General features: G+C 32.9%; 20 protein-coding genes. 18 read left to right on the top strand and 2 right to left on the bottom strand.

The features are described from left to right. Positions 1-397 precede the first annotated feature (397 nt). Together KTQ83_RS08310 and KTQ83_RS08315 are read right to left on the bottom strand one after the other, a co-directional pair. On the bottom strand, positions 398-784 hold the full coding sequence (locus tag KTQ83_RS08310) for a (deoxy)nucleoside triphosphate pyrophosphohydrolase (protein ID WP_186998522.1): 387 nt from the start codon (positions 782-784) through the stop codon (positions 398-400). Between the two features lie 4 nt (positions 785-788). Beyond that, positions 789-3632 (bottom strand): DEAD/DEAH box helicase, encoded by a 2844-nt coding sequence (locus KTQ83_RS08315; protein ID WP_244975820.1) that lies wholly within the window; start codon positions 3630-3632, stop codon positions 789-791. 52 nt (positions 3633-3684) lie between these two features. Between KTQ83_RS08315 and KTQ83_RS08320 the strand changes: the two genes are divergently transcribed. The 18 genes from KTQ83_RS08320 to KTQ83_RS08405 all read left to right on the top strand — a co-directional run bounded on the left by KTQ83_RS08320 (position 3685) and on the right by KTQ83_RS08405 (position 17654). Further along, complete coding sequence (locus KTQ83_RS08320) at positions 3685-4944, top strand: hypothetical protein (protein ID WP_217256540.1); 1260 nt, start codon at positions 3685-3687, stop codon at positions 4942-4944. 167 nt (positions 4945-5111) lie between these two features. Next, positions 5112-5396, top strand: a complete 285-nt coding sequence (locus KTQ83_RS08325) for a GntR family transcriptional regulator (RefSeq protein ID WP_217256541.1) — start codon at positions 5112-5114, stop codon at positions 5394-5396. Between the two features lie 10 nt (positions 5397-5406). Next, positions 5407-5811, top strand: coding sequence for a GntR family transcriptional regulator (locus KTQ83_RS08330; RefSeq protein WP_342367249.1), 405 nt, complete (start codon positions 5407-5409; stop codon positions 5809-5811). Between the two features lie 18 nt (positions 5812-5829). Further along, entirely contained in the window at positions 5830-6306 is a 477-nt protein-coding gene (locus tag KTQ83_RS08335; RefSeq protein WP_217256542.1) for an SIS domain-containing protein, read from the top strand. Between the two features lie 33 nt (positions 6307-6339). After that, complete coding sequence (locus tag KTQ83_RS08340) at positions 6340-6858, top strand: phosphoheptose isomerase family protein (protein WP_217256543.1); 519 nt, start codon at positions 6340-6342, stop codon at positions 6856-6858. A gap of 160 nt (positions 6859-7018) precedes the next feature. Beyond that, entirely contained in the window at positions 7019-7456 is a 438-nt protein-coding gene (locus KTQ83_RS08345; protein WP_117926690.1) for a MarR family winged helix-turn-helix transcriptional regulator, read from the top strand. Continuing rightward, the gene (locus KTQ83_RS08350; protein WP_186998509.1) at positions 7440-8102 is read left to right on the top strand and encodes a hypothetical protein; all 663 of its coding nucleotides are present in this window, start codon (positions 7440-7442) and stop codon (positions 8100-8102) included. The genes KTQ83_RS08345 and KTQ83_RS08350 overlap by 17 nt, the downstream gene beginning before the upstream one ends. 154 nt (positions 8103-8256) lie before the next feature. Then, complete coding sequence (locus tag KTQ83_RS08355; protein ID WP_217256544.1) at positions 8257-10119, top strand: AAA family ATPase; 1863 nt, start codon at positions 8257-8259, stop codon at positions 10117-10119. A gap of 744 nt (positions 10120-10863) precedes the next feature. Beyond that, a complete protein-coding gene (locus KTQ83_RS08360) occupies positions 10864-11277 on the top strand; it encodes a PTS transporter subunit EIIB (protein ID WP_217256545.1) in 414 nt (137 codons plus the stop codon). An 8-nt stretch (positions 11278-11285) separates the two neighbouring features. Then, positions 11286-11999, top strand: coding sequence for a PTS mannose/fructose/sorbose/N-acetylgalactosamine transporter subunit IIC (locus KTQ83_RS08365; RefSeq protein ID WP_217256546.1), 714 nt, complete (start codon positions 11286-11288; stop codon positions 11997-11999). After that, positions 11992-12825, top strand: a complete 834-nt coding sequence (locus tag KTQ83_RS08370; protein ID WP_217256547.1) for a PTS system mannose/fructose/sorbose family transporter subunit IID — start codon at positions 11992-11994, stop codon at positions 12823-12825. The genes KTQ83_RS08365 and KTQ83_RS08370 overlap by 8 nt, the downstream gene beginning before the upstream one ends. A gap of 12 nt (positions 12826-12837) precedes the next feature. After that, complete coding sequence (locus tag KTQ83_RS08375; RefSeq protein ID WP_217256548.1) at positions 12838-13863, top strand: phosphoheptose isomerase family protein; 1026 nt, start codon at positions 12838-12840, stop codon at positions 13861-13863. A gap of 91 nt (positions 13864-13954) precedes the next feature. Further along, the gene (locus KTQ83_RS08380; RefSeq protein WP_217256549.1) at positions 13955-14803 is read left to right on the top strand and encodes a DMT family transporter; all 849 of its coding nucleotides are present in this window, start codon (positions 13955-13957) and stop codon (positions 14801-14803) included. A gap of 170 nt (positions 14804-14973) precedes the next feature. Continuing rightward, positions 14974-15291, top strand: coding sequence for an LlaJI family restriction endonuclease (locus KTQ83_RS08385; protein WP_342367250.1), 318 nt, complete (start codon positions 14974-14976; stop codon positions 15289-15291). Next, positions 15278-15493, top strand: a complete 216-nt coding sequence (locus KTQ83_RS08390; protein WP_217256551.1) for a hypothetical protein — start codon at positions 15278-15280, stop codon at positions 15491-15493. Before KTQ83_RS08385 ends, KTQ83_RS08390 begins: the two co-directional genes overlap by 14 nt. A gap of 196 nt (positions 15494-15689) precedes the next feature. Next, positions 15690-16856, top strand: coding sequence for an AIPR family protein (locus KTQ83_RS08395; RefSeq protein ID WP_217256552.1), 1167 nt, complete (start codon positions 15690-15692; stop codon positions 16854-16856). A 1-nt stretch (position 16857) separates the two neighbouring features. Continuing rightward, positions 16858-17073, top strand: coding sequence for a helix-turn-helix domain-containing protein (locus tag KTQ83_RS08400; RefSeq protein ID WP_118115311.1), 216 nt, complete (start codon positions 16858-16860; stop codon positions 17071-17073). A 425-nt stretch (positions 17074-17498) separates the two neighbouring features. Beyond that, positions 17499-17654: an HIT family protein gene (locus KTQ83_RS08405; RefSeq protein WP_217256553.1), complete on the top strand. Its 156-nt coding sequence runs from the start codon at positions 17499-17501 to the stop codon at positions 17652-17654. The last annotated feature ends 195 nt before the right edge of the window (positions 17655-17849 follow it).

Consider the following 17849-nt stretch of genomic DNA (forward strand, 5'->3'; position numbering starts at 1 on the left):
TGCTGAAGCACTAATCTTTTTCCATTGTCGGTGGTGATTAGTGCTTTTTGCATTTTTCTATAATAATCAATGTTACTTTTAGTATTTCTACTATGGCAAATAAGCACATAGCAACATCAATATGTAGATATATATACATAAGCTTTCCTCCTGCAAAAAAATAGAAGGATCTACTTACCTGGAACTCAAGATTCAAGGCTTTAAATCTCCTTAACAAGAGGTAACCACCAACCACATCCAGTAGCCAATTTTTATTATAAAGATCCAATGTGAAAACATTATTAATTCCTGAAAATTTGTTGATTATTTGACAGTTTGGCAAAAGAAAAAACGAGTATTTGTTCTTTATATAAAGGTGAAATGCTCGTTTTTAGGTGTTTTAAAATGTTGCCTGGGATTATAATATTTCTTTTAATTTAGCAATTAGTCCTAAATCTGCAGGTAGCCAATCTACTAAGTCTAATGTGTCTTTAGTAAGCCATTTTGCGGATTCGTGTTCTAATAGAGTTAAATTTCCTTCAAGGATCGTACAAATGAAACATTCCATGGATAGGTGGAAGTTTGGATAGTCATATTCGACTGTATCAAAGTATTCTTCGACTTGAATGGTTGTATCTAATTCTTCTTTGATTTCACGAACAATGGCTTGTCTACTTGTTTCATCCGGTTCAACTTTTCCTCCAGGAAATTCCCATCCGTCTTTGAATTCGCCATAGCCTCTTTGGGTGGCGAATATTTTATTTCCATCTTTAATAATGGCGGCTACTACGTGTATTGTTTTCAAAAAATCACTCCTCTACAATGTATCGATAAATGTCTTCTCTTACGGGTGTATCCAATTGCCATAAGATTTCGACGGCTGTTTTTTGTGTGTTTGGCATCACAAACTGTTTGGTCTTATCTGTCTCTGCTTGCATATGGCCTAGATAATAGAATTCTTTGCTTGTTTTATCATCTTTGTTCTTTCGCACAAACAAATGAACTTCAATCCCTCTTTCTTTGGCGTACAAGAAGTTTTGTACGTCATCACTGCTTGTGGTTCTTCCGGATTTGGATATCGCAATCAATTGACTTTCATTGATAAAATGATCTTCATATTTGATGGTATCTTGAATGTCGTTTGCCTTGTCATAATTGATAAAGACAGGGAATGTTTTGGTTGTTTGATCATATTTGTATCCGCCAATATTTAATGGAACTTCATTGTGTTGCCAATTTAATAAGCGACAGGCATCTTCGTATGTATATTTTTGATAAAGAACAAAGTTTGTATCTTTATATGTATTCTTATAATGTTTATTATATTGATCCAATGCATATTCAATGATTTCTTTTACCATGGATTTAAATTCGTTGTTTTCTAAACATGTCTTAAATGGTTTTGAAGTTTTCGTATCTTCAATAAAAATACAATCTTTAAAAGTATTCTTTCCAGATCCAGTTGGAAATTCATTGGTGAAGATGTTTAATACATTTGTTTGGGATAGATCATTTGTATATTCTTGATCGTTGATTAAATCTTTTAGTGTTTCAAGCTCTATCTTTCTTTTTCCATTGGCAAGTTTTGTACAAATAAACTTAATAAAGTTTTCTTCAAGTTCATTTAATCTTACTTTATAATCCTTTTCATATTTCTTTAAAAAGGCATAATAAGATCCTAGTGATTTGTTGTCGAAAATTCTTTGTACGTCAATTTCTCCATAGGTTTCAAAATCCATAAGAGTAGGGATTCTTCCAAGTTTATTCTTTAGATTTTTATAGCTATCCTTAATGAGCTTGATATCCGCAAAATTGGCGGTGTCAATCGACGCAAAAATTTGTTTCTTACTGATTTCATCAAAGTGAATCGTACTCGATCCTGGAATAATTCTTTCACCTTCAAGTACATAGCGTCTTATGTTGTCTTTGTTGTAAGAACGATCTCCAGATAGGGCGATTGGAATCATGAAGTTGTTTTTGTAGTTTCCAATGAAGTCTAGAATGACAACATATTCTTTGTCTTTTGATTTTCTTAGGCCTCGGCCTAATTGTTGGACAAAGACAATGGGCGATTGTGTAGGTCTTAATAGGACAACTTGATTGATTTCAGGTATGTCGACACCTTCATTAAAAATATCTACAGTTAAAATGTATTGTAGATAGTCACTTCTTGTATCGGATACTAAGCGATCGATCGCATCTTCTCTTTTTTCTTGAGAATCCTCTCCACTTAAAGCTATAGTTCGATATCCTCGTAGATTTAATCTTTCACTAAGGGCAGCCGCTTCTTTCTTGGAACTGCAAAACATGAGTCCTTTGACTCTTTCTCCACTATATCCATAGTAATTGGTTTGTTCGATAATGTAGTCCACTCTTTGGTTGGATGTTAAATAGTTGAAATCGGTAAAATCTGTTTCGTTTCCGTTGGTTAAAAAGTCAGTAATGCCAAAATAGTGGAATGGACATAATAAGTTTTCTTCTAGAGCTTGTTGAAGACGAATTTCATAGGCAATATTATGGTCGAAGGCTGCATATACATCAAAGTCATCGGTTCTTTCTGGGCTTGCGCTCATTCCTAGCCAAAACTTTGGTTTAAAGTAGTCCATGATTTCTTGATAGCTTTTAGCTCCAATGCGATGTGCCTCATCAATGATGATGGTATCGAATGTATCAAGGGCAAAACTTGAATACACTTCTTTTTTAGACATTGTTTGCATGGTTGCGAACAAGTAGTCTACATCTGTATCCTTGCTGTTTCCAGATAAAAGCCCAAATGTCTTTGTATTTTTAAATACATTTTTGTAGCTTTGAAGAGCTTGTTTGGCAATCTGCTCTCTATGCACTAAAAATAGGGCTTTCTTGGGATTCTGATCTTGTAAGGCAAAGGCTGAGGCATACGTCTTTCCTGTTCCTGTGGCTGAAATCAACAAACTCTTTGATTCATTCTCATTGCGAAGCTTTCTAAGATTGGAAATAAAGGCTTGCTGCATAGAATTTGGAATCAACTGTTTAGAGGGTAATTTAATGTCTTCTTTTTGTTTCACCTTTTTGTATTCTTCATAATGCACTCTATATGCACCAATAAATGCATTGTAGGAATATGTATTTGGATGATTCCATAATTCTTCAAATTCATCTAACATTTCTGATACAAACTCACCGGATTTTGTGGACACAATTTTTGTATTCCATTCTCGATTTGTAGTAAGTGCTGTATTTGTCATATTACTAGAACCCACAAGGATCTTGTAGATTTCATCGGATTGAAAGATATATCCCTTGGCATGAAAACCATTCTTTGAGTCGGGTACTAGATACATTTTAAGTTCAATATTCGAAAATGTAGCGAGTTTATCTAAGGCTTTAGGATCACTAAATGCCAAATAGTCCGTTGTAAGAATTTTACCTTTGATGCCTTTATCTTCTAAAGTACGAAGCGTTTGAAGTAAGGGGGTAATTCCTCCCATCGTAATGAAGGCTACACTGATTAAAAAGGAGTCGCAGTGTAATAATTCATCTTCAATGGTGCTTAGTACTTTTCTTCCATTCTTATAGTCGTTTGAAATAAATTGAGGTCGATATAATACGTTGGAAGATATATTTTTGTCTAAAAATGCGGTAGATAATCCGCTTTGTATATTTTGATAGTTCATACCTAGTATTATACCAGCATTAAAATGAAATCATAGATCGAAAAGGCTAATGATGCAGGGAAGTACAAGTCAGATTAATGTAGAAATTGAATTTGTGAAAGAGAAGATGTTAGAGTCTTGTTTAAATGTAAACTTTGGTATATTATGCAATCCTTTGGCGAGTACTCTATATCGTATGATTTTAGATTCGAGTAAAACAAAGAAGCATATTGAGGATGTTTCTAAACAATGTAAAGAAAATGATTTCTACATTTCTGTATTTATTCCTATTTACTTAAGACACTTTTATGCATCTATTTGTGAAGAGTGTATTAAGGGATATAGTTCGTATGATTTTATGAAGTTAGTAAATTCTTTAATTGAAGAAGATAAATTTAGTGAAGCTTGTAGTCTTTGTCCAATCTATGAAGGGATTTATATTCATGCTAATAAAAAGGGTTTACTTACAAAAGAGTTAATACAGGTAATGCATCTGTATGGTGTGGATGTACCTGTTACTAAAAAAGAAACGAAACTGCCTAATATACCTACAAAAGCAGAGAGAAAGATGTCTAAGAAGTTAGATATAGAAACACGTAAGAAAATCGTTGGTGATGGAGTTAAGAAAATCTTGGATATGAGTGATGATGAACTGATTCGAAAATATGATGGTAAGTCAGAGGATGAAATTAAGACAATGTTAAAGAATGATCCTTGTTTTGATTCATCCTTAATGGATGAATCGATGTTTGAGTTTCTTAGCTTATTAACTTGTTTTAGTATTGAATTTGAGGATGCTTTTATTGATTGGTTAGCCGGTTTTATCCTTAGAAGATTATATGATATACATTTAAGGTTTTCGGTGAATATCCCACCAAAAGTTCAAACAACAAAGAAACAAAGTGATTATTCAAATCAGGAAAGAGTTTTGCCTGAAGCTGATCCTAGTGAAAATTATCAGGAAAAAAAGGTCATTCAACCAAATAATGAATCTAAGGGTAGGGGTGGAATTATTTTCTTGATTATTCTTGGACTATTATTTGGATATGGATATATTTCTTTGAAAAAGGAAGAGGCAGAATGGGAAACGCAAATGGAACAGTATCGTCTTGAGAATAGGCGTCGTACGGAATTGAGTGAGTTTAAGGCAAGGGAAGAGAAACGTAAAAAGAAAGAGGGGCAACGTTCAAACTCATCATCATCTTCTTCGTCCTCATCTTATGATGAAGGAAGTGATGATGCATATTTTGGTGATTATGATGAGAATCGTTACGATAACGATGAAAATTATCGTGATGGTGTAGATGATATGTTGGATGAACTGGGAGAATAAAGAAAAATACAGTGAAAGACTTATTGAATATTTGTATACTCATGAGTAGTATACTTACGAGTATACAAATTTATTAACAAATGATAATTTAGGCATCTATTTAGGATAGGTGTTTTTTTTTGTTGATGAAAAAAGTGCAACAACACTTCTTATAATCGGTGTTTTTTTTGCGTTTAAAAAATACGTTGTTAAATCGTATTGATAATGGAGAATTGTTGCCAGGTGAGCGTTTGGAGTCTGAAAGAGACTTGGCTGAAAAATGTGGTGTGAACAGACAGACAGTGCGATCAGCACTTAATGTCTTGATTGAAGATGGTGTATTGATCAAGGTTCCTTATAAAGGAACGTTTGTCGCAAAACAAATTGTAAAACCTTCATGGGGAAACTATGATGCGATAAATGAACATCGTGGTTTTAGTAGTTTTTTAAAGGCACAAGGTTTTTTCAATTGACAGTAAGGTCATTGTTGCAGAAAAGATTGAGCCGACAACTTCGATTCGTGCACACTTGAAATTAGAAGAAGGAGAAGACGTTTATTGTTTAATGCGTGTTCGTTATTACAATGATGAACCTTTTTCTGTGGAAATTGCCTATATGCCATACAAGTATGTAGAGGGCATTGAAGACTATGATTTTTCAAAAGTGTCATTATATGATTTTATGGCAAAGAAAGATCATGATCCTTGTGACTTCCATCGTTCATTAATCGTACAATTTCCAGATGATCGAATCTCAAAACTTTTGGGAAATCTTGTAGAACCTGTATTTCGATTTCAATATATTGGCTTTGATAAAGAAAAAAATGTCGTGGAATATACACATAGTTATATTCGAAGTGACAAATCCACGTATCGTTTTAGAATATAATTTCACGAAGGAAACAATATGGAACAATTAGAAACAATGGAATATTATATTTTGCAGATGCAGGATATTTTAAATTCAGTATATAAAAATAAAGAACAGACGAATAAATTGGCTCAGGTTTATATGGATGGAAACTATAGAAATATTAAGATTATAGCTTCTGGTTCGAGTGGAAATGGGTCTTGGTGTGCTAAATATGTTATGGAAAAATATTTAGGTGTAGATGTCACTGTGATAAATCCATATACATTCGCATACTATCCAGTGTTGTGTGAAGATGACTTTGTGTTTGTCGTTTCACAGAGTGGATATAGTAAAAATGCATTAGATGCATTGGATATATTAAAAAAATTAAATCGTAAAACAATCGCTTTAACAGGGGATTTAAAGAGTGATATTAAAGATCATGCTGAAGTTGTGATTGATTATGTAGACGAAGAAAAGGAGGGGTATGTTACTAAGGGTGTAACAACACTTGCCTTATTCTTAATATAACTTACGTTTGCAATTTTAGAAAAACAAGGAAAAATGGTTGATACAGCTTGGCTTGATGCATATTGTGAAAGTTATGCTTCTATGCAAAAGGAAAATTTTGTGCATGAAGAAGCTTTCTTAGAAAAGTTTAAAAAGAATTTCTTATCTATGGAAAATATGTATGCAGCTGGTTGTGGTCCTTGTGAAGGTGTAGCTAAAGAGGCAGCACTAAAGATTGGTGAAACTGTGAAGGTTGTTTCTTGTGCATATGAATTAGAAGAATATATTCATGGACCGAATTTGCAACTTTCTCCAAAGCACAATGTATTTATCATTGATGCGCAAGATGAAACTTCAGACCGTGTATATTACATCACAAATAAAGCATATGATGATGATCATGTATTAACGTTACTAAATCCTTGTGCAGATACTGTATCCTTAACGTATCTTCAAGTATTCCAATTATTCGCATATAGAATTAGTAAAGAATTAAGATCTATTCCTAAACATCCGTTGTTTGAGGAATTTAAAAAGATCGTTAATTCAAAAACAATCACATATGAAGATTAGTGTAATTAGCCTTTCGACTTGTTTGGAAGGCTTTTTTTATATAGATGTATAAAAATTACGAGAAGTTGACGTAAGAATGGTGTCAATGATTTTTATTGACAAACCTATTCATGAGCTATAGAATATTAATGTTCTAAATAGAACGATGAGGAGAGCGCATATGCACTTTTGGGATGAACATAAAACGATAACGAGATATTATGAGATGAAGGTTTCTGGAGTTTGCGAAAAATATCAGTTAAGACAGTTGGAGTATGACATATTAATGTTTATTTACAACAATCCTGCGTACAATACGGCTGCGGACATTGTTCGTATTCGTAAGTCTACAAAGTCTCATGTTTCGACTTCACTTAAAGTATTAGAAGATCGTGGTTTTATTGAGCGAAGAGTCGACAAAGACAATAAAAAGCATGTAACTATTCATTTACTACAATTGGCCAATGAAGTAATTGAAGATGGAATATGGGCGCAAAAGGAGTTTGCACAAGATATGTTTGAAGGTCTTAGTGAAGAAGAAATCAAAGTGTTTATGAGTGTATTTCAAAAGGTGTATGACAATGCAGAAAGGATGATTTCAAATGAAAAAAATTCCTGATTTAATGGAAGTGATTTTTGATGCTTGTTATTTGATTTTTGACTTAATTGCCGGAATCTTATTCTTTGTATATTCGAAAGGAAATCCATTGTTCATATTATATGGTGTATTAACATTAACGTTGTGTGGTGGAGACGCATTCCACTTGGTTCCTCGTATTAAAAGGGCTTTGTATGGTACAAATGATAAAATTAAAAGACAGCTTGGAATTGGATTGCAGGTATCTTCAATCACAATGACCGTATTCTATATTATTTTATTGTTTATCTGGAAATTAACATTCCCAACATTACAAGCTCCACTTTGGGTTGAGGCTATGATTTGGATTTCAGCTATTATTCGTATCGTTGTATGTTTCTTACCACAAAACAATTGGACTTCCGAAGAAGGAAATAGGAAGCTTTCTGTGATTCGTAATGCCGTGTTTGCGGTAACTGGAGTTGGTGTGATAATTCTTTATGCCATTTCAGGAAATATGTACGATTTACATATGAACCGTATGGTTGCAGCCATCATTATTTCTTTTGGGTGTTACATCCCAGTTACATTGTGGTCTAAGACAAAACCAAAGATTGGGTTATTGATGATTCCTAAGACTTGTGCTTATATGTGGGTCATTGTGATGGGATTACAATTATTATTCTAATTCACAAAACTTGGTGCTTCATTGCACCTTTTTAATTTTTTCAAAAAGAAGAATACCACTATAAGTCGATAATCTACCGAATAAAATACTGAATGAATTCGACATATTTCCGAATAATGAGTATACTATTGGTAGTAGGATTGGTGGTGTTCACATGAAAACTTGTAAAGAAATGGCTTTAATTTGGAATATTAGTGTTCGTGCAGTTTCGAATTTGTGTAAATCGGGAAGAATTCCGGGTGCTGTTAAGAATGGAAAAAATTGGGAAATTCCAGATGAAGCAACAAAACCGGTAGATGGAAGAATTTCGTCTGGTGAATACTGTAAAAAAGGGATGAGTACAGATAGAAAGTCATTGCCTATTGGTATTTCAGACTATGTGCGTGCTCAATCGGATTATTATTATGTGGATAAAACAATGTTAATTAAGGAGTTTTTAGATCAAAAGCCATTGGTTTCATTATTCACAAGACCAAGAAGATTTGGAAAAACATTGAATATGGATATGCTTAGAGTGTATTTTGAAAAGGTGGATGAGGATACGTCTAAATATTTTAAAGATAAGAATATTTGGAAGTGTGGGGAAAACTATCGAATGCATCAAGGTAAATATCCTGTGATTTTTCTTACTTTTAAAGATGTAAAGTTTGATTCTTGGCAGGCCACTGTAGAGAAAATTAAATCGTTACTTCAAGAAGAATATGGAAGGCATCAAGAATTGTTGAGTAGTGGAAAAATATCGGATTATGAGAAGGCGTATTTTAATAAAATATTAAGTGCAACAGAAAATGAAGTGGAATTGTCTTTTTCACTTGAAAAGTTATCTAAGATGCTTGCGACGCATTATGATCAAGCTCCAATTATTATTATTGATGAATATGATACTCCAATTCAGGAAGGGTATTCTAAGGATTTTTATGATGAAATCATTGGCTTTATGAGAAATTTCTTTTCTGGTGCTTTTAAGGATAATAAAAATCTTTCTTACGGCTTTTTAACCGGAATTTTGAGAATTGCTCAAGAAAGTATTTTTAGTGGATTAAATAATTTAACTGTGAACTCAGTGATGGATGAAGCATATGATCGTTATTTCGGATTTACAAATGAAGAAGTAAGTAAAATGTTAGAGTATTATGGAGTTGCTGAAAAAGAGAGTGAACTTCAAGAATGGTATGATGGATATTTGTTTGGGAATGAAGAAATCTATAATCCGTGGTCTGTTATTAATTATATTTCGAAGGGGTGTGTTCCACAGGCATATTGGGTGAATACTGGAAAGAATGAGATTCTCGAAGATGTTTTAAAAGTGGCGAATGAGGATATAGCAGAAAAGCTTTATTCTTTGATTCGTGGGGATAAAGTTTTGGCAAGAATTGATCAAAATGTTGTTTATCGTTCACTTACAGATGATCCAGCTAATATCTATAGTTTATTATTGGTAGCTGGGTATTTGAAAACAACGATTAAAGAATTGCAGGCGGATGGATCTTATTTGTGTCAGGTATCGATTCCCAATAAAGAGATAGCTTCCGTTTATAAAAGCGAGGTTTTGGCACATTTGATGCAGATTGGTGCAGTTTCAAGAACGACTGCAGATAAGATTGCGGAAAGTTTGTTCTTAAATGATTGTGTAAAACTAGAAAAAGCTATTTCTGAATATATGAATAAAGCAATTAGCTTTTATGATACGGCTAGTGAATCTTTCTATCATGGATTGATTTTAGGATTGATTTCGATGATGGATAATCAGTACAAAATAAAGTCGAATAGAGAGTCTGGTAAAGGAAGATTTGATATTGGCTTAATTCCTAGAGATGATAAGTATCCTGGAATGATTATGGAACTCAAGTGGAAAAAGAATCTTGATGATCATGAATTAACGCTTTTGGCAAATGAAGCTCTTTGTCAGATTCATAGTATGGAATATGATTCTGAGATGAAGAGTGAAGGAATCAAAAAGATATTGAGATTTGGGATTGCGTTTTCTGGAAAGCGTGTTTGTGTTAAAACAAATTAGAATAGTAGTTTTATTTAAGATTCCTAAGACTTGTGCTTATATGTGGGTCATTGTGATGGGATTGCAATTATTATTTTAGAATTTCTTCAAGAGAACGCCTACTCGACGTTCTCTTTCTATATGAATTTTAGAGTATCTAATTCAATGAAAATAAGACGTTTTAGATGAAATAGGAACAATCGCAACAAATTTATTGGAATTAATAATGCTTTCACATTGAAGTTTTATAATTGAAACTGGCTACTGGATGTGATTGGTGGTTACCTCTTGTCAAGGAGTTTTGAAGCCTTGAATCTTGAATTCCAGGTAAGTAGATCCTTCTATTTTTTTTACAGGAGGAAAGCTTATGTATATATATCTACATATTGATGTTGCCATGTATTTAATGGCCATAGTAGAAATACTTAGAATCACATTATTGATTATAGAAAAATGTAAAAGACACTAGTTCACGTAAGCACAACGAATTACTAGTGTCTTTACATTAGAATAATTCAGAGTGACCACTGTATCTAGTGCTTTTCTTGTATGTGTATTAAATGATTGCTGGTAATAATTTATCAAAAAGTATTGACAACGCTTACAGATGAATGTTAACATATGCCTGCAAATAAAAAGACATGTAACTGGTAATGCAGGCAGGATCTAATAAATTGCTTTGAATTTTTCAAGGTGTTTATGGGATTCTGCCTTTTTTGCACTTTGAATGGCCATTCTTAAATAGATGATAGGAGAAAACAATTTATGGATTACAAAAAAATTGCAAATGAGATTTTAGATTTAATTGGTGGTTCGAAGAATGTTGCGACTTTGGAACATTGTTCAACAAGATTGAGATTTAGTTTGGTTGACAAGAGTGTTGTTGATGTAGAAAAAATCAAGAAAATCAAGGGTGTTATGGGCGTTGTGGATGGAAGTCAATTTCAGATTGTGATTGGAAACAACGTTGTTGAAGTGTATGATATATTATTGAAGATTTGTCCTTTAAGTGGAAATCAAGGTATTGAAGCTAAAAAGGATGATCGTAAATGGGGTGCGAAATTATTAGAATTTATCATTAGTGTATTTCAACCACTAGTTCCTGCTATTGCGGGTGCTGGTGTATTAAAGTCCGTTTTATTATTGCTTTCGATGTTTGGTTTGTTGAAAAATGTTTAACTACACCAATGGTATTTAGACCACTTGTTGTTGGTACATTAGTGGGTATTGCTCTTGGAGATCCAGTAATGGGTGCTAAATGTGGTGCTGCTCTAGAAGTAGTATTTATGGGAGCTATTCAGATTGGCGCGGCTGTACCACCTGATGCAATGTTAGGTGCTGGTATTGGTACTGCGTTGGCTATTATTACAGGAAAAGGACCAGAAGTTGCCTTTACATTAGGATTCCCTATTGCCGTATTTGGTCAATCCATTAAAATCGTTTGCTTTATCGTTCGTTCATGGTATATGGGCTTGGCATGTAAATATGCTAGAGAAGTTCAAGTTGGTAAAATGCATGCTTTGAACTGGTTTGGTTTAATTTTACAATGTACTATTTATGGATTAGTAGGTTTCTGTACAATTTACTTCGGATCATCTGTTGTTGAAAACGTATTAAATAATATTCCTGAAGTAGTTATGAAGTCTTTAGAAGTTGCTGGTGGATTATTACCAGCCGTTGGATTCGCTTTATTGTTACAACCTATGATGACTTCAAAGAACTCATTATACTTCTTCTTAGGATTCATTATGGTTGCATTCGCATCTCAAAGTGTATTAGCTGTTACTGCTTTCGGTGTTGTAGTTGCGTTTATCGTAGTATTTGAAATTGGACACGGTAAATCTAACGATATGAGTGATGAAGTAGAAGATAAAGAATTGGAGGCGCTTTTCGATGAGTAATTTCACAGATAAAATTAAGCAAATTTCACCAGCAGAAAAGAAGATGCTTAAAAATATGTTTAAGGCTTCTTTCGTGATGGAACATTCATATAACTATGAAAGACAACAAGGTCTAGGTTTCTCTTTGGGAATGTGGCCTGCAATCCGAGAAATTTATGATAATAAAGAAGATCAAGGGGATGCATTAGAAAGACATTTAGCTGTATTCAATGCAACTCCACATATTGAAACATTAATTATGGGTATTGCTGCTGCAATGGAAAAAGAAGCTAGTATTAACCCTGATTTCGATAAGGGTTCAATCAATGCCGTAAAAGTTGCTTTAATGGGTCCATTAAGTGGAATTGGAGATTCAATTTTCTGGGGTAGTTTACGTGTCGTAGCTGCAGGTATTGGTTTATCATTATGCCAGGCTGGAAATCCATTAGGAGCATTAGTATTCTTGTTAGTTTATAATATTCCACACTTAATCATTAAATACTGTTGTACATTTGCAGGATATGCATTCGGTACAGATTTAATGGGAAATATCCAGGGTAGTGGTGTATTGGATAAAATCACAAAAGCTGCAACAATTGTTGGTTTAATGGTTATTGGTGCAATGACTGCAAGTATGGTTGCATTGTCACTTACTGGAACATTCACAGTATCTGGAAATGAATTCGTTATCCAAGACTACATTGATCAAATGTTCCCAATGTTATTGCCATTACTATATACATTGTTAATGTTCTACTTATTACAAGTTAAGAAAATGAAAGCAACTACTTTATTGTTACTTTCAATCGTAATCTCATTCGTATTAGTTGTTTGTGGCTTGATTTAGTAGGTATTGAATATGTCATTTTTAGACTGTATCAAACGAATTCCACAATTAAATAGGGAAATCGTAGCGAATTATCCTAAACAATTTGAATGCTTATCCCAATGTAAGGGTAAGATTGAAAAGATTGTATTTGTTGCGAGTGGATCATCTTACAATTCAGCGTCTGTCGCAAAATATTTTATTGAAAATCAATGTGAATTAGAAGTGGATGTTATTTATCCAAATGTATTTAGTCAGCAAAAGACGCATAAAAAGAGTGATACAATTCTATATGTATTTATTTCTCAAACGGGAGCTACAAGACAAGTCTATGACGATGTAATGGATCTACAGGAAAAAGGATATATGGTTGCATCGATCATTGGTGATTTAGAATCTCCAATTGCGAAAGTTAGCAAGAATCCTATTGATATGGGATGTAAACACGAAGAATACAAATATAGAACGATTGGTGTTTCAACAAGTATTGTTGCATGCTGGTTATTAGGATGCTATTTATCCGATTTCCAAGATATGGATACTTTACTAGCTGTTAATAGTCAATTGGATGGTATTGTAGAACAAGCTCTAGTTTGGTATGAGAATCATAAATTTGATTTAATGAAAAGAAATGTAGCTTTATTTACTGGATCATATAGTTTATGGCCAATTAGTGTTGAAGCGGATATTAAGTTTATGGAAATGATTCCTTACTTAACAAAAACATATGAGTTAGAAGAATTTGTTCATGGACCTCAAAATGAGTTTAATAACAACGAATTGTTCTTTGTTGCTTCAAAGAAAGGGTTTGAAGACAATAAGACAGAAGCCATTTCTAAATTCTTGAAAAATGAAATTGGATGTTGTTATATGGTGGGTGACATCACACTTGATGAAAATGACTTTAAATTCGAATGTGATGAACCATACTTCTATGAATTGAAACACTTATGTTTCTACCAAGTTATTGCTTATATGTTGGCAAATGATCATGGAAGAGATTTGAAACAAGGTTTAAATACACAATTAACAAACTATTTTAATAAGACTATGCAATAATCTTAGAAGGGTTTGTTGAGTGAATTAGTAAGAAAAACAATTGCATAGCGCAGTTGTTTTTTTTGTGTTATGGAAATGGGAGTAGTTGATTATGAAAAAAGGGTATATTTATACGGCATTAAGTGCCATTATATTTGGTTTGATGCCATTATTAACGAAGATCATTATCGCAAGAGGAGCAACATCACTGACAATTGCTTTCTTTAGAGTGTTCTATGTAACCATAGTATTGTTCTTTGTTTTGAAAATAAAGAAGATTGATTTGTACTTAGAAAAAAGGGACTTACTATCTGCAATACTTACTTCAATATTTGGCTCTGGACTAACAATCATCATTTTAAATGAAAGCTATAATTATGTAGATACAGGAATCGCAACAAGCCTTCATTTCTTATATCCATTGTTTGTAGCTGTATTATGTTGTTTCTTTTATGGGGAGAAAATAAAAAAGAAACAAATACTATCACTATCATTTGCGTTAGTAGGTATCATTTGTTTCATGAGTAAAGGCGATGGTAGTTTGTTTGGATATTTTTTAGCCATCACATCCGGATTAACGTATGCTTTTTACTTGGTTAAAATGGATAAAACGGGATTAGTGAAAATGAACGCTTTAAAGCTATCCTTCTATTTAGCACTATTTACTACAATAGAAATCTTTACAATGAATCTGTTTATGCAAGACGTTGTATTTAAAATGGATGCGATTGCCTATGGCCTATTATTAGTGCTCGCTTTATCCTCATCCTTTTTAGCAACTGTTTTACTACAAAAAGGCGTACTATTATTAGGAAGTACAAGAGCTAGCTTCATATGTTTATTAGAACCAGTAACCTCCATGATCGTGGGAATCTTATGGTTGAATGAAGCACTCACATTCAATAAAGGTTTAGGAGGCTTGGCAATCATCATTTCATTAATTATTTTCTTAAAAGAATAAACAAGAAAGAGACTGTTCAAAGTCTCTTTTAATTTGAGTATAAAAAAAGAGTTGGCTTTAAATAAATGTGAAATGGTGCCAACTCTCGGAGATGTTGATTAGTGAGTTAATCAACGTATTAAGTCTAACATGAAGATGTTTGAAAATAAAGAGAAGATTTAAAATTATCAATTGATGGTCAAAAGAAAAAGTATAATCCAAATGATTATTGGCAGTTAAATAACCAGAATCCTAGATTGGCATCTAGTTTAAGACCGGATACTATTTTAAAAAGAGATGGCGCAACTTATATTCTTGATGCTAAGATGTATCAGTATGGTGTTACGAAGGATGTAAGAGATTTACCGGAAACACAATCAATTCAAAAACAAATTACATATGGAGATCATGTCTTTAATACATTAGATAAATCAGATAATCCTAAAGTAAGAAATGTGTTTGTTTTGCCATACAATAAGAAATTAGAGGATTTTTTTGAACGATCCTAATACTTTAAAATATAACGATGGAAATCTAGCATATTTCGGTCAGGCATATACTGATTGGAGGAATGCAGAAGATCCTAAAGATTATGAAAAAGTATGTGCATTTGGTATAGATTTTAATTACTTGCTTGAGAACTATAATAGACCTGATTATGCTATTATAGATACTTTATGTAAAAGAATTGAAGAATTAATTAGTAAATAATTAAATTATAAATGTAAGGCTCTTTTGTTAGAGTCTTTTTTAGTAAAAATAATATGAAAAAGCAGTTGACATAATAACGCAATAGCGCTATTATAAAACCACGATATGAAAGTATTACTTATATATAGTAATAGCCTGTCGAGATTCTGGTCTCGGGTAGGACAGTCGATCTAAAATAATAAAAGGAGGACTTAATATGTCAATTAGAAAAACTATGTTTGTAAAAGAAAATTCATTTCGTAAATTGGATGATCCATTCAATGATTCAACAAAAAAGTATTTGTTTTACGTAAAAGTTGGGGATGTTCCTGAAGGTATTCCGATGGCAACAAACCCGCGAGACCAAAGACTTACATCTGGTGTGGCTCAGGCAATAAAAGAATCCTTGGAAAGTAATGATGGATATTTTCATCTAAAAAACAGAGGTATTGTAATCTCAGCTAAGAGTTGTACTTACAATAATAAAACAAAAGAAGTTACCATCAATTTTACAGATGATATGTTACATGGAAATATTGATGGTGGGCATACTTATAAAATTGTTTGTGATCACCGTAATGATAATTTAGATCAATATGTACAGTTTGAGGTGATGACAGGGGTTGAAGATATCATCGAAAAATTGGCCGAAGCACGTAATACTTCCGTTCAAGTGGATGAAAAGTCCATGGCAGAACTTAAACAAAAATTTGATCCTATTAAAGAAGGTTTAGAAGGAATGTCATTCTATCAAAGAATTGCATTTAAACAAAATCAACAGGCATTTGATGATAACACCAACAAAAAGCTTAAAATGATTGATGCACGAGAAGTTGTTTCTATTGTTAATATGTTCAATATTGATAAATTTGATTCAGTGACTCACCCTATTAAAGCATATTCATCAAAAGCTAATATGTTAGATATGTATCTTAAGGATCCTGAATATTACCGTAAGTATGTTAATATTATGCCTGACATTTTTGATTTGTATGATGCGATTGAAACTGAATTTGCAGATGCATTTAACAACACAGGTGGTAGATATGGTCGTAAAAAATATGCAGGGTATAAAGATGGAAAAGTTATTGGAACATCAAAATTTGGACTTCAAAAAATTAAATACAAAATTCCAGATGGATTAATTTATCCTGCAGTGGCAGCATTCCGTTCTTTGGTAGTATATAATTCTAATACAGATAAATATGAATGGAAAAATGGAGTAAATCCTATATATGTTTGGGATAAGTGCAAGGAAAACATGACAGTACAGATCATGAACTTTGCAACTGCAATTGGAGATAATCCTAATGCAGTAGGTAAGGATTCAAATATTTGGAACCTGGCATATATGACTGTTTTACTCCAGCAGGGGACAAACTAAAATGAGAAAAAAATATATTGTAAAGTTAAAGGTAAAAGAAGCAATAGAAAAAAGAGATATTACTCAGAAGAAATTAGCTGAGATGTCAAGTATACGAGAATCGACTATCAGTGATATTGTACGTGGTACACGTACAGTGATAAATTTTGAACATCTTTCAAAAATTGCAGAAGCATTACAAGTTGAAGACATCAGAGAGTTAATTGATTTTGAATAGTATGAACGCTATTTTGGATGTTTAGAAGGCATCTTATGACCCTATTATTGTATATGAAAAATGCAGGAACATATAAATTATAGAAAGTCACTCTTAGAAGTGGCTTTTTTGACAAAATAAAAGGACCGGAATGGGCCCGGTCCAGAAATGGGAATGTTGAGAAAGTTAATTGAAAGGGTTAGAGTCTTAACTTAATCAACATAATTACTATAACACGTTTCTATAGGAAAAGAAAGCGTATTGTTATCGAATGTACACTTGAAAATAAAAATAAAAAAAATGTAAGCATTTATAAACTGTGGTATTATAGTTTCTGGAAGAGTAGACAAAAAATTGAAAGATCAAAATTGTGCTTATTGCATGGAAGGTGAGTTAGTCGCTGCTTTCGGAATTAAAATTTGTGAACTAGAAAGTTCAAAAGTGTATTGTTTAAAGAACAGTCTCATCCTGGTCGTGTGATTGTGGCTCATAAGAAGCATGTGAGTGAAATTACAGAGTTGACGGCCCAGGAAAGAGCTGCTTATATGGAGGATATTAATAGGGTAGCTTGTGCTATGCATGAAATCTTCATTTCCATTTAGTTCCTAAATATAAGGATGGATATGAATGGGGCGATGTATTCGCTATGAATCCAGGCGAAAAAACGTTGTCGGATGAAGAGTATCAGGACATTGTTGAAAAATATCGTGCTGTATTATGTAAATAAAGGAGCAGCTGCTCCTTTCGTATTATGAAACCAGGAAGAAAAGTATTCTGGTTAATATAGAATTGTATAA

Source organism: Holdemanella porci (assembly GCF_019052655.1).
Classification (GTDB): Bacteria; Bacillota_I; Bacilli_A; order Erysipelotrichales; family Erysipelotrichaceae; genus Holdemanella; species Holdemanella hominis.